This window comes from Streptomyces sp. NPDC111802, from assembly GCF_055634335.1.
Window position 1 is genome coordinate 260422 of the sequence record NZ_JBVKCZ010000001.1, and the last position, 13208, is coordinate 273629.

General features: G+C 71.2%; 11 protein-coding genes and 1 pseudogene. 7 read left to right on the top strand and 5 right to left on the bottom strand.

Annotated features, from left to right (window positions below):
- Positions 1 to 848: 848 nt before the first annotated feature.
- From ACZ7NC_RS01205 to ACZ7NC_RS01215, 3 genes are all read right to left on the bottom strand, one after another.
- Positions 849 to 2006 carry an oxygenase MpaB family protein gene (locus tag ACZ7NC_RS01205; RefSeq protein WP_471483811.1) on the bottom strand — a complete coding sequence of 386 codons (1158 nt, stop codon included), beginning with the start codon at positions 2004 to 2006 and terminating at the stop codon, positions 849 to 851.
- Between the two features lie 94 nt (positions 2007 to 2100).
- Positions 2101 to 3156, bottom strand: coding sequence for a polyprenyl synthetase family protein (locus tag ACZ7NC_RS01210; protein WP_471483812.1), 1056 nt, complete (start codon positions 3154 to 3156; stop codon positions 2101 to 2103).
- Entirely contained in the window at positions 3146 to 3430 is a 285-nt protein-coding gene (locus ACZ7NC_RS01215; protein WP_471483813.1) for a polyprenyl synthetase, read from the bottom strand. The genes ACZ7NC_RS01210 and ACZ7NC_RS01215 overlap by 11 nt, the downstream gene beginning before the upstream one ends.
- Positions 3431 to 3716: 286 nt before the next feature.
- On the opposite strand from ACZ7NC_RS01215, the gene ACZ7NC_RS01220 reads away from it, so the two are divergent.
- Positions 3717 to 5396, top strand: coding sequence for a serine/threonine-protein kinase (locus ACZ7NC_RS01220; RefSeq protein ID WP_471483815.1), 1680 nt, complete (start codon positions 3717 to 3719; stop codon positions 5394 to 5396).
- Between the two features lie 117 nt (positions 5397 to 5513).
- A complete protein-coding gene (locus ACZ7NC_RS01225) occupies positions 5514 to 5867 on the top strand; it encodes an ankyrin repeat domain-containing protein (protein ID WP_471483817.1) in 354 nt (117 codons plus the stop codon).
- Between the two features lie 33 nt (positions 5868 to 5900).
- On the opposite strand, the gene ACZ7NC_RS01230 is transcribed toward ACZ7NC_RS01225, so the two are convergent.
- On the bottom strand, positions 5901 to 6329 hold the full coding sequence (locus ACZ7NC_RS01230; RefSeq protein ID WP_471483819.1) for a glutaredoxin domain-containing protein: 429 nt from the start codon (positions 6327 to 6329) through the stop codon (positions 5901 to 5903).
- Positions 6330 to 6384: 55 nt separating this feature from the next.
- Positions 6385 to 7020: a TetR/AcrR family transcriptional regulator gene (locus ACZ7NC_RS01235; RefSeq protein ID WP_471483820.1), complete on the bottom strand. Its 636-nt coding sequence runs from the start codon at positions 7018 to 7020 to the stop codon at positions 6385 to 6387.
- Between the two features lie 137 nt (positions 7021 to 7157).
- Here ACZ7NC_RS01235 and ACZ7NC_RS01240 point away from each other — a divergent pair, with 137 nt between their 5' ends.
- From ACZ7NC_RS01240 to ACZ7NC_RS01260, 5 genes and pseudogenes are all read left to right on the top strand, one after another.
- Positions 7158 to 8303 carry a VOC family protein gene (locus ACZ7NC_RS01240; protein ID WP_471483821.1) on the top strand — a complete coding sequence of 382 codons (1146 nt, stop codon included), beginning with the start codon at positions 7158 to 7160 and terminating at the stop codon, positions 8301 to 8303.
- Positions 8300 to 9238 (top strand): fumarylacetoacetate hydrolase family protein, encoded by a 939-nt coding sequence (locus ACZ7NC_RS01245; protein ID WP_471483823.1) that lies wholly within the window; start codon positions 8300 to 8302, stop codon positions 9236 to 9238. The genes ACZ7NC_RS01240 and ACZ7NC_RS01245 overlap by 4 nt, the downstream gene beginning before the upstream one ends.
- Before the next feature lie 19 nt (positions 9239 to 9257).
- Positions 9258 to 10850, top strand: coding sequence for a bifunctional 3-(3-hydroxy-phenyl)propionate/3-hydroxycinnamic acid hydroxylase MhpA (gene mhpA, locus ACZ7NC_RS01250; RefSeq protein ID WP_471483824.1), 1593 nt, complete (start codon positions 9258 to 9260; stop codon positions 10848 to 10850).
- Positions 10847 to 12819 (top strand): annotated as a pseudogene (locus tag ACZ7NC_RS01255) (acetoacetate--CoA ligase). The gene mhpA and the pseudogene ACZ7NC_RS01255 overlap by 4 nt, the downstream one beginning before the upstream one ends.
- Positions 12816 to 13169, top strand: a complete 354-nt coding sequence (locus tag ACZ7NC_RS01260) for a DoxX family protein (protein WP_471483825.1) — start codon at positions 12816 to 12818, stop codon at positions 13167 to 13169. The pseudogene ACZ7NC_RS01255 and the gene ACZ7NC_RS01260 overlap by 4 nt, the downstream one beginning before the upstream one ends.
- Positions 13170 to 13208: the final 39 nt, after the last annotated feature.

The window sequence follows — 13208 nt, forward strand, 5'->3', positions numbered from 1 at the left end:
CGCTGGGTGGTGAGAGGTAGCGGCGGTCGAATTCCTGTCATTCGTCGTGGAGTTCGGCCAGGGCAGTGATCGAGCGCGATGGCACCAGCGAACGGCGGCGACGTAAAGACCAACGCAACCGCATGCGGAGGCGTGAACCGCTGCTGTATGAGGAGCACGAGGAACGTGCCGGACGATGCACGCTGCTCGTGTCCGCCGGATACCGGTCAGCCCCAGTACTCAGGGTCGGCGCCACTGCGCGACCAGCCATCGAGGCAGCCACGCATCCATAGGTCCACGTGGCCATGGGCGTCAGGATCGTCTGCATTCGGCTTGACGCTCTCGCAGTACTCCTGCATGTTCTGACGCGACGGGACAGACGCAGGGTCCGGCCATTGCTCGGAGTAGTCCAGCCCAGCGTTGAAGCCGGTGCGGTAAGCAGTGTGGGGGTCGTCATCCGCCCCACTGCACCCAATGAGCGCGAGCAAGGTGGCCAACACAGTAAAGCGGCGAATGCGCATAGGCCATCCCCTAGGTGGGCGTCAGCTTCTGCCCGCGTCACGTCAGGCGTTACTCCTGCTTCCCTGCCCCGGCCGGTCCATGCACTCGCCGGGAGCATAGGGGGGACTGTTGCTGGCCAGCGGCCGGAGCAGCTGATGACGATCAACTACCGCCTACCTGGCTGTCAGTGAGTCGGTGAGATCTGCGAGGCGTTCCTGGGTGCGTTCCCCGTTCAGTGTGGGCTGCTCCCAGGCGCCGAGTCTCAGCTTGTACTCGTCTATGTGCGAGCCGGTGTCCGGAGTGGGCGTAGGCGGGCTTGTGCAGGGGGAGCCTGTCGAGCTGCGTGTCGTCGTGGACCGTGTGGGGCGTCAGACGGTGGCGGTCGGTGGGGTCCATCGGTGGGTGCGGGGGACCCCGCTGGTGATGCCGTAGTCCTTCTTGAGGGTTTCGGGGATCGCGTAGTGCATGACGCGTCCACGGGTGAGGGAGGACAGTTCGAGGACCGTGGTGAGGTGGCCGAGGCGGTCCAGGGCCCAGGCGCCGAGGGGGGAGCGGTCCTCGATGGTTTCCAGGATGCCGAGGAGGTGGGGCACGGCCTTCACGACGGTGTCCCACGTCGTGCGCGGTACGTCGAGCCAGTCGGCACAGGTGCCGCCGATGAGGTGGCGGATGAGGGCGGAGACGACGGGGTCGAGGAGGGTGCCGGGCACCACCTCCTCGTAGAGGTCGATCCGCTGCCGGGTCAGATGCGTGCCCTCCTCGGAGGGACCCATGTGCCGGACCATGTACAGGTCGAGAAACTGGCGCGCCTCGTCGAGGGTTTGGGGGACGGCGTCCTGGTCGACGCCGAGCATGGCACCGACGACGCGCCACGCGTAGTAGTACGCTTCCGCGCCCTCGGTCGACATGTGGATGCCCAGGCGGTGCAGGCTGTCCAGGACGAGCAGGGAGAAGAACATCTGCCCGCCGATCATGTCCTCCTGGCAGATCGGCGTCCCGTGGGCCGCGGTGTCCCAGTGGTTCTCGCGGGCGAGGTGGTGGCGGATGGAGGCGTGCAGCAGGCGGACCTTCTGGGCGGCGGGGATGAAGCGGCTCCCGGCCTCGAAGGCGTCGGGCTGCATCAGAAGGACGGTGAACTGGCCGGTCTCCGCCATCCGTTTGGAGGGGTACTTCAGCCCGTGGGTGGCCGACAGCAGCTTCGCCACGTGCGGGACGAGGTAGCAGGCGGGCATGGATGCGAAGGACAGCGCCGTGGAGATGTGCACGTTGTTGTCGATGAAGAACAACCGGGCTTTCTCCATCTCCGCCCAGTCCACCCAGGCCGGCGGGGTGCAGGTGGCTTCCAGGTACTCGCGCGCGACGTCGGGCAGCCCGTCCGGCAGGGGAGCGCCGACGGTGGAGACGTAGCGCATCAGGGTGTTGAACTTGCCCACCTCCCCGCGTTCGAAGAGCTCGGCGACGGTGGCGTCGGCGAGTTCGTCCCCGGCCTGCCGCAGGGCGTCCAGCGATGGGTCGGTGTAGGTCATGGCAGGGTTCCTCATCTTCCTCGGGAGCGTCCACGACAGGCGGAAGGGTCGGCTGCCCGGGACGACACGGGCTCGCGCCACCCCGATGCGAGGGTCAGGACAGGCGTACTGCTGCGGAATGGGCCAGCGCGGTCAGTCCGGTGGCGGCGTGCGCCGGTAGATCCAGTTCGTGGAGGGCACCGAGGGCTTCCTCGACCCGTGCCTGGATCATGGCCTCGATACGGTCGGGCGCTCTCAGCCGGCGCATCACCCGGCGCACCGAGTCCAGTCCCTCCGCGGCCATGTCACCCCGGCTCAGCAGGGAGTTCAGCAGTTCGCGCTCCGCATCGTCGGCGAGACGCCACGTCTCTGCCAGCAGCGCCGTGGGCCGTCGGCCGCGTACGTCGTCGGCATTGGCCTTGCCGGTGAGTCCGGGATCTCCGAACAGCCCGAGCAGGTCGTCCCGGAGCTGGAACGCCTCGCCCAGCGGAAGCCCGTACGCGGAGTAGCCCTCGCGCAGCCGCGCGCCCGCGCCGGCCAGCGCACCACCGATCAACAGGGGTTGTTCCACGGTGTACTTGGCGGTCTTGTACCGCGTCACCTTCAGCGATGCCTCGGTGTCCGGACCGAGTCCGGTGCACAGGATTTCCAGACACTCGCCTGCGATCAGCTCACGGGCCATCACCGCCCACAACGGGCGGGCCCGGACGAGATACGCGGCGGGCAGACCACTGGTGGCGAACAACTGCCCGGCCAATGCCATCAGCAGGTCCCCTACCAGCATCGCCAACGACCGCGCGGCGGCATCGGCGTCCGGACGAGCCCCTACGGCCTCGCGTAGGGCGACGTGGGTCGTGGGTCGCCCGTGCCGCAGCGCACTGTCGTCGATGAGGTCGTCGTGCACGACCGCCGCGGCGTGCACCAGCTCCATCGAGGCCGCCGCCCGCACCAGCGCGTCGCTGTCCGGCTGCCCCACCGCCCGCCACCCCCAGTAGCAGAACGCCGCCCGCAGCCGCTTGCCGTCCGCGACCGCCGCCTCCAGCCTCTCGGCCACCGCACCGAGCATCGGATCGACCGCCGCGAACTCGTCGGCCTCCCGGGCGACGAACCGACGGACCACCTCGTCGACGCGGGCCTTGAACGCGTCCTGCTCCCACCCCTCAGCCGGCACCGGCGGCCTTCCGAGCCAGAGCGCGCCGGGCGAGGATCTCCAAGTGGGCCGGGGGCACAGCCGCGTACCGGTCCAGCACCAGACGCCCACGCGCCACGAGCTCGTGCTCGGCCTCCGCCGCCAACTCCGAGGCGTCCGACCGGCGCAGCAGCCCCCGCAAGGTCCCCAGAGTCGAACCCACCGTGCTCACCGCCAGATCGGCCAGCCCGGCGGCCAGCAGCAGCGCCTGCCGGTCTAAGCCCCCGCACTGTCCCGCTTCCGCTTCTTGCGTCACGCCATCCCCCTCAACCGTCGTTCGTCCAGGCGGCCCTGGGCCCACCGTCCTTCCGAGCATCGCGTCCCACCGGGTGCGACAGCGTATGAACTCACCATCGAGTGATCTCACCGCTCGACCGTACGGATCACAGCTGCTGTCCTCCCGCACTCACCCTCCGAGTTGCCCCACACGTCACCGAGGCGGGGACGTTCCGTCAACAAGCCTGTCGCGGACCGGGGAGCCGATACGCTGATGGGCAGCCATGGACCGGGGGCGGGCTGGGGGCGGGGGCATGGATCCGCGGATGCAGTTGTCGGTGGGCGGGTACATCTGTGAGCGCGAGTTGGGCCGGGGCGGGCAAGGGGTGGTGTGGCTCGCCCGGGACCGGGCGGGGCGGCAGGTCGTGGTGAAGTTCCTGCTGCCGGGCAAGGAGTACGACGAGGTCGCGCTCGCCCGCGTACGCCGGGAGTTCGGCGCGGCGAGCCGGGTCGGTGAACTGGCCACGGCCCGTGTGCTCGACGCCGACCTGACCGGTCGACACCCTTACATCGTCAGCGAGTTCGTCCCGGGCCCCACGATCCACCAGCATGTGGCCGCCAACGGCCCGCTGCCCGCCGGGCGGCTGCAGCCCCTGGCGCTGGCCGTCGCGCACGCGTTGGCGCAGGTGCACCGGGTGAGTGTCGTGCACCGGGACATCAAGCCGTCCAACATCCTGCTCTCCCCGGACGGACCGCGGATCATCGACTTCGGTATCGCCCGCGACGACCGGTTGCTGGAGTCGGCGCTCACCACACCGGGCAGTGTGCTCGGCTCGCCCGCGTACATGTCGCCCGAGCAGGTCAAGTCGCTCCGGGTCACAGACGCCTCCGATGTGTTCTCCCTCGGTGGCACGCTGTACTACGCCGCCACGGGGCGGCATCCCTTCGAAGGGGAGAGCGACTACGAAGTGCTCGTCGCCGTGTGCGAGCGCGACGCGGATCTCGCGGCGGTGCCGGAGCCGGTCCGTTCGGTCATCGCCGACTGTCTGCGCAAGGACCCGGCGGAACGTCCCACCGCTGCCCAGCTCGTCGCCAGGCTCGCCGGGGCTGCTGAGGCGGAGCCGGATACCCGGTCGCCGTCGCCGTCGCCATCGCTGCCGCCATCGCCCGGACGCGGGGGTGACGGCGCCGGCCCCGGCACCAACGCCAAGCAGCTGCGGCTGTGGGGGTTCGCGGGCGGTAGTGCCGCTGCGGCCGTGCTGCTCGCCATCGTGCTCAGTACCACCTCGGGGGGCTCGCCGGCGGAGGGCGGCGGCCCGCAGGCCCATGGCTCGGGGCCCTCGTCCGCGTCATCCGCGTCATCCGTATCGTCCGCGTCGTCCGGGAGATCCACGAGCTCCCAACTCCTCTCGTACACCGATGACTTGACCGACTCGGGTGACTGGTCGCACCGGGATCCGACCCTGGGGAAGATCACCCACGAGGGCGGCACCATGCTGGTGAGTCCCAGGACCCAGCTGGAGGTGTGGCCGCAGGCGCCCTTCGAGCCGTCCTCGTTCGCGGTACGGCTGAGCACCCAGGCGGCCTGGTACGGGGGCGAGGGCGGGGTCGGGCTGTGGTGCAACGGCTCGGGGGACTACGGGACGGGTTCCCGCTGGGCGACTTATCTGACCACCGGTCAGGAGGCCCTGATCGTGCGTGAGTTCCGGTTCGAGGGAGCCTTCCAGCATGACCGGGTCGTCGAGGTCGACCTCGCTGACGTCGGCCTGAAGGTGGCCAGTCAGCAGCAGGTCGACATGTCGATGACCTGTTCCTCGGCCGGCGAGGGCCGGATCAAGGTGGAACTCGCCGTCGACGGCAGCCGTGTCGCCTCGTACACCGGAGCCGCCTTCGATGAGCGGGGATGCGGTGTGGCCGCGTTCCACTACAGCGCGACCGATCCGCAGGGTACGGCCTTCCACGCGGGGTTCGAGCGCTTCACCGCCTCCGAGCCGTCGGTGCGCTGACGGCGCGCTGACTGCTCGGCGGCGGCACGGACCGCTCGCGACGTCGGCCACCGAGGATCAGCTCCGGGTGGGGTTCGGCACGGGGCAGCGACGTCATTCGGAATGGGGGACAGGGGTATGGGCGAGGGCGGGCTCGACGGTCGGCTCAGGTCGGCGGTTCGGGCGGGGGACGCCGAGGCGGTGCGGGATCTGCTGGGCAAGGGCGCGGATCCGGACGCGGTGGACGCGGACGGGCTGCCGGTGCTGTGCCGGGCGGTCGCGGCGTACGACGAGGTGGTCGCCGAGGCGTTGGTGGAGGGCGGCGCGGATCCCGACCGGGTGCTGCCGGACGGGACCACGCCGCTGTGGCGCGCGGTCGACGGCGGTTCCCCGGCGGTCTTCTCGGCGGTGCTGGGCAAGGAGCCCCGGCTACGGCTGCCGGAGGCCGACTGCTTCCCCCGTAGAGCCCGTCATGCCCCCGCACCCTATTGAGGGCCGACCCCGTACGCGCCTGAACCAGCCACCTCACGGGAGCTGTTCGCGCACCCAGGCCGGATCGGGGTTGACGTACGGACGCCCCGCCACGACGACGGTCGGCACCGTCTCATCGCCCCCGTTGGCCGCTCTCACCGCCGCCGCGCCGGCCGGGTCACGCCAGATGTCGACCCAGTGCACCTGGCGGGCGCCGCGGCCCAACCGGATGCGCAGCCGGAGGCAGTACTGGCAGCCGGACCGCCAGAAGACGACCGGCCGCCCGTCGACCGCACTGCGGCGCTGCGCCTCCAGCGCGCCGATCGACCTCGGGAAGACAAGTGGCGAGTTCACGCCTGCGAGCGGCAGGAACACGAGCAGGAGCGCTGTGGCTTCGCCGAGAGACCCGCGCCACATCAACACGGTCGCCATGACTGAGCCGCAGAGCACCAGCAGCACCGGCAGGATCCAAGCGCGCGTCATGAGGGTGAAGGCTACCGATGAGCCGAAAGGTTCCTCGAACAGGCGGGCCGTGACGTCAGGCGAGGTCGGGGAGCGGGCGCCGGGCGACCTCGTGGGCCTCGTCCGGTGGTACGCCCAGCATGCGCAGGACCAGCTCGGCAAGGTTCGTGGCGGCCTCGTCGCCGTTCAGGTCGGGGCGGGAGAACCTCAGCTCCACCAGGGAGAGCAGGGTTCCGCCCAGTGCGGACAGCGCCACCACGGGGTCCGACGCGGTGAAGCGGCCGGACGCGATGCCGGCCTGTAGGTCCCGCAGGGCCCGGGTGGCCAGGCCGTTGTCCGAGTGGAGGTGTCCGAGGCCGCGGCGGCGCAGGACCTGCATCAGCTCCGGGTGGGAGTCCGCCATCCGGGCACTGAGGCGGAAGCCCGCGGCGACCAGTTCCGCGGGGTCGTCGATCCCGCGCAGCCGGTCGTCGAAGGTCTGGCCGAACTCCTCGAGCGCGTCATCCACCGCCGCCTCGAACAGCTCCGTCTTCGATTCGAAGTGGTTGTAGAAGGAGCCGAAGCCGACGTCGGCGCGCTCGGCGATCGCCTGGATGCTGGCACTGGTGTCCCCGGTCTCGGCGAGTATCTGCCGGGCCGCGCGGACGAGCGCCGCGCGGGTCTCGGCGCGACGGCGCTCGAACCGGTTGGCGGGCGCGGCTGACGTAGACATGCGTCGAGTCTAACGGTGGCGGCGATGGAGATCGCAGTCCTGATGAATTCATCATTTCCTGCCGCGAACGTCTTGACGACGAGACTGTCAAGATTGATGATTTCCTCATTACGGCAGTGTTGCCGGAGGAGGGCACCATGTCTGAAACCCGCGTCCATGGGGCTGAGGCCAAGACGGCCCACCAGGACCTTCACGGCGAGCAGGGCGCCCTGCGCGGCGAGCACCCGGGCAGGTCCCGGAACCCTGTGATCAAGGTGGCCGACCTGGCCTGGCTGGAGTTCGAGAAGCCGGACCTGGACCGTGCCGAGGTGTTCGCCCGGGACTTCGGCTTCCAGATCGCCGCACGCACGGATCAGGAGCTGTGGCTGCGCGGCACCCTCGCCGGCTCGCCGTGCATGGTGATCCGGCGCGGTCGTACGTCCCGTTTCATCGGGCCGGCGTTCCGCGCCGCAGAGCGCGCCGACCTGGACCGGCTGGCGCGGGCGACGGGGACGGACGTCCGCGACGCGGATGTCCCCGGCGGCGGCAAGGCCGTGGACCTGCTCGACCCGTCGGGCTTCCCGGTGCGCGTGGTGCACTGCGCGGAGCGGCTGCCTGCGCTCCCCGAGCAGCGACCGCTGCTGCTCAACTTCGGCACCGACCACCGCCGTACGAACGCCCCCCAGCGCCCGCCCCGCGCGCCGTCCCGCATCCAGCGCCTGGGGCATGTGGTCCTGGAGACCAGGGTGTTCGCCCGCGCCCTGGACTGGTATTTGGACACCCTCGGGATGATCGTGTCCGACTTCCTCTTCCTGGACGGGCAGCGCGACCGGGGTCCCACGATGGCGTTCATACGCTGCGATCTGGGCGGCGTGCCGGCCGACCACCACACGCTCGCCATGCATCTCGGGCCCGGCAGCGGCTATGTCCACTCCGCCTACCAGGTCACCGACCTGGACTCGATCGCGGCCGGCGGCGAGTACCTGAACGAGCGTGGCTACAAGCGCAGTTGGGGCATCGGACGGCACATCCAGGGCAGCCAGCTCTTCGACTACTGGCGCGACCCCGACCGCTTCATGCTGGAGCACTTCGCCGACGGCGACCTGTTCTCCCACGACGTCGAGCCCGGCTGGGCGCCCATGTCCACGAGCGGCCTGGCCCAGTGGGGCCCGCCGGCCACCCGTGACTTCCTCGGCGCCACGCCCACCCCCGCAAAGCTCCGCGAGGTGCTGAACGCCCTGCGCGGTGACAACGAACTCGACCCCGCCCGTCTGCTGGGCCTGCTGAAAGCTGTGAACTCATGAGCACCAATGTCCTGCGCACCGCCGACGGGTGGTGGGTGGTGCGCGGTGAGCGCGCCGTCCCCGTCGGCACCAAGGCCGTCACCACCGCCGAGCTGATCGCCGACCGGGCCGCCGTACAGGAGGCCGCGCTCTCCGGTGAGGCGGGCACGCCCGTCGCCGACCTGGTGGCGCTGTCCCCGGTCACCACCCCCTGCCGGGTGGTCGCCCAGATGGTCAACTACCGCAGCCACGCCCGCGATTCGGGCTTCACCGGCGATATCCCGCCCGCCTTCTTCCGCAAGGCGTCCGGCTCGGTCAGCGGCCCCGGCGAGGCGGTCGTCCGGCCCTCGCATGTGAGGATCCTCGACTACGAGATCGAACTCGGCCTCGTCATGGGAGCGCCCCTGCCCGTCGGCACCGTCGTCGAGGAGCACGACCTGCCGTCGTACGTCGCCGGGCTCGTCGTCACCAACGACATCAGCGCCCGCGACGTCCAGCTGACCAAGACGCAGTTCTACGAGAGCAAGTCGTACCCGACCTTCACGCCCACCGGGCCCCACCTCACGCTGCTTGAGCCGGACGACTTCACCCATCTCCTCGACCTGCGGCTGAGGTTGAGCGTCAACGGCGAGCTGCGCCAGGACCGCACCCTCGCCGACATGATCGTCCGCCCGGCGCGGGCGCTGACGCTGCTGGCCCGCTTCCAGACCCTCGACCCCGGTGACCTGCTGCTGACCGGCACCCCCGGCGGTACCGCCCTGAAGGCCCCGCCCAAGCCGGTCGAGAAGATCGGCGCGCTGCTGCCGCCCGCCGTGAAGTGGAAGGCGTTCTTCAAGAGCCAGGCCAAGAACCCGCACTACCTGCGCACAGGCGACGTGATCACGGCGACGATCACGACCCCCGACGGCCGTATCGACCTCGGCGAGCAGCGCACGCCCGTCGCGGACGCGCAGTAGGACCCGAGGCGAGCCGCATATGAACGTCGAGAGACACTCGTCAGACACACCCGTCGTGATCATCGGCGCCGGCCCGGTGGGCGTGACCGCCGCCCTCCTGCTCGCCCGGCGCGGAGTGCGCAGCGTCGTCCTGGAACGCCACCAGGACGTCTACCCGCTCCCGCGTGCCCTCGTCGTCGACGACGAGGTGCGCAGGATCCTCCAGGCCGTGGGCGTCGGCGAGGAGTTCGCCGCGATGTCCCGCACCGGCAACGGGCTGCGGCTGCTGGACGCGCGGCACCGGGTGATGGCCGAGTTCCGCCGCGTCGAGCACGGACCGCACGGCTACCCGCAGACCAACATGTTCGAGCAGCCCGCACTGGAACGACTGCTGCGCGACGCCCTGGCCCGGCGCCCGGAGTGCGAACTGCTCAGCGGGGCGGAGGTCACCGGCATCGCGTCGGACGCCGAGGGCCCGGTGCGTGTGACCTACCGCGACAAGGCCGGTGAGCATCACCTGTGGGCCGAGGCGGTCCTCGGCTGCGACGGCGCGAACAGCCTCACCCGCGAGGCCATCGGTGCCCAATGGGAGGACCTGCGCTTCGAGGAGCGCTGGACCGTCATCGACGTGCGCACCACGGCCGACGTCCGCTGCTGGGAGGGCGTCGACCAGGTCTGCGACCCGGACCGGCCGGCGACCTTCATGCGCGTCGCCGAGGACAGCTACCGCTGGGAGTTCCGGCTGCGCGACGGCGAGGAGCAGCCGGTCCGCGAGCTGGTCGCCCCGTGGCTGCCGACCTCGTACGAGGGCGACTTCGAGATCGTCCGCGAGACGGCGTACACCTTCCGGGCACGGATCGCCGACCGCTGGCGCAGCGGACGGGTCTTCCTCCTCGGCGACGCCGCCCACCTCACCCCGCCGTTCATCGGACAGGGACTGTGCGCGGGGCTGCGGGACGCCTACAACCTCACCTGGAAGCTCGCCCGGGTCCTCCGGCAGGGCGGCGACGAGCGGCTGCTCGCCACCTACGAGAGCGAGCGGGCGCCCCACGCCCGGCATGTGATCCGGCTCGCGGTCGCCATGGGCTGGGCGATGACCGGCGGCCAGGACGGCGCCGCCGCGCTGCGCCGCAGGCTCCTGGCCGTGGCCTGCCGCATACCCGCCCTGACCGAGGCGGCCGGCCGCGATATCAGCCCGGCCCTGACCACCGGGCCCCTCGTGCGGCGCCGTGGCCGCCGCGGCAGCCGCCTCGTGGGCACCCACTGCCCGCAACCGTGGGTCGACGCCGACGGACGGCGTACCCGTCTCGACGAGGTCCTCGGCGACACCTTCACCGTCCTGACCGCCGCCGACCCCTCGCCCTCGCTGAACGCCCTCGCCCACGGCCTCGGCGCCCGCGCGATGCCCGTGACCGGACTCCGCGACGACGGCACGCTCGCCGCCTGGCTGCGCGCCGGCGGGGCCGACGCCGTACTGCTGCGCCCCGACCGCGTCGTCATGGACGTCGTCCCGGCGGGGGCCCGTGACTTCACGGACACCGCCGCCTGGGCGGCCCTCCTGCACTCCGCGCGCAGCCCCCAGCCATCCCCACGGACCGTCGAGAAAAGCCTGCTGAGGAGCGCCACACGATGACCAGGCCGTACCCGGACCCCTTCACGACGCCCGATCCACGGGACGTCGAGGACAGCCGCATCATGGACTTCGCCCGCCATGTCGGGCTGGACGGCACCGACTACGCCGCACTGCACCACTGGTCGGTCACCGACCTGGAGGGCTTCTGGGCAGCGGTGTGGGAGTACTTCGGTATCGACGCGGACACCCCGTACGAGCAGGTGCTGGCCGAGGAAACCATGCCCGGCGCCCGCTGGTTCACCGGCGCCACCCTCAACTACGCCCACCACGCCCTGCGCGACCTCGCCGCCGACCGGCCCGCGATCATCGCGCTGGACGAGACCGGCGCCGGGTACCAGGTGACGGGAGCACGGCTGCGCTCCCTGGTCGCCTCCGTCGCCGCCACCCTGCGCGAGCTGGGCGTCGGCAAGGGCGACCGGGTCGTCGGCTACCTGCCCAACACCCCGCACGCCATCGTCGCGTTCCTGGCCGCCGCGAGCCTCGGTGCCGTGTGGTCGGTGTGCGGGCAGGACTACGCGCCCCGGGCGGCCGCCGACCGGTTCGCGCAGCTCCGGCCCACTGTGCTGATCGCCGCCGACGGGTACCTCTTCAACGGCACCACCCACGACCGCCGCGACGCCGCCCTCGAACTCGCCGGAGCGCTGCCGACGCTGAAGGCCACGCTGCTGGTGGACCACGTGGGCCTGCCGTGGCCGACCACGGCGTACCCGTCGCTGGTGGTCCCGTGGGAGGACGCGGCCACCCGCACCGAGGAACTCGCTTGCACACCGGTGCCGTTCCACCATCCCCTGTGGGTCGTCTTCTCCTCCGGCACCACCGGCCTGCCCAAAGGCATCGTCCACGGACACGGCGGTGTCGTCCTGGAGCACCTGAAGACCCTCGGCCTGCACTGCGATCTCGGCCCCGAAGACCGCCTGCTGTGGTACACCACCACCCACTGGATGATGTGGAACCTGGTCGCCTCCACGCTGCTCACCGGGGCCACCACGTGTACCTACGACGGCAGCCCCGCGCCCTTCGCCCAGCCCGACATCCTCTGGGAACTGGCCGCCCGCCACCGCGTCACCGTCTTCGGCACCAGCCCCCAGTACCTGCTGGGCATGGCCAAGTTCGGCATCGACCCGTCCGTGCACGACCTGTCATCGATCCGCGTGGTCGGCTGCACCGGCTCCGCCCTGCCCGCCTCCGCCTACCCCTGGGTCCGCGACCATGTGGGCGAGGGCGTGCTGCTGGCCTCGACCAGCGGCGGCACCGACGTCGTCTCCGGCTTCGCGGGCAGCGCGCCCAACACCCCCGTCTGGGCGGGGGAGTTGTCCGCGCCCCACCTGGGCGTGGCGCTGGCCGCGTACGACGCCGAGGGCTTCCCGGTCACCGACCAGGTCGGAGAGCTGGTCCTCACCCGTCCCATGCCGTCGATGCCGCTGCACTTCTGGAACGACCCCGACGGCACCCGCTATCGCGACGCCTACTTCTCGTCCTACCCGGGCGTATGGCGGCACGGCGACTGGATCACGGTCACCGGTCATGGCTCGGTGATCGTCCACGGCCGCTCCGACAGCACCCTCAACCGCAACGGCGTTCGCCTGGGCAGCGCCGACATCCACGATGTCGTCGAACGGCTGCCCGAGATCACCGAGGCACTGGTCATCGGCGCGGAGGAGCCCGACGGCGGTACTGGATGCCGCTCTTCGTGGTCCCCGCGGCCGGGGTGAGCCTGGACGACGTACTCCGCGAGAAGATCTGCGACGCCATCCGCACGGGCGCCTCACCCCGCCATGTGCCCGACGAGATCCTCGAAGTGCCGGGGATCCCGCACACCCGTACCGGCAAGAAGCTGGAGGTCCCGATCAAACGCCTCCTCCAGGGCGTCCCGGCCGAGTGGGTCGTCAACCCGGCCGCCGTGGACGCTCCCGACCTCATCGACCACTTCGCCCGCCTCGGCGCCGGGCGCCGGGAGGGGTCGGCATGACGACGGCACAGATCGCCCTCGCCGTCGCGCTCTCCGTGGTCTTCGTCCCGCTGGGCCTCGCGAAGATCGCCGCGGTGCCGTTCATGCGCCGGGCGGCAGCCCACCTCGGCATGTCGGCGGGGCGCTACCGGGTCATCGGCGCCCTGGAGGTGGCCGGAGCGGTCGGGCTGCTGCTCGGGACGGCTTCGGTCCCGCTCGGGGTGGCCGCCGCCGGCGGGCTGGCGCTGCTGATGACCGGGGCCGCCGTGGTCCACCTGCGCCACGGCGACCCGCCCGCACGGGCCGTGCCCGCCGCCGTACTGGCCCTGACGGTGGTGGCGTACGCGGGGGTGGCGATGGCCGCCGGCTGACGGCAACGAACCCTCACAGGCGGTCAGCTGTGCGCTGAC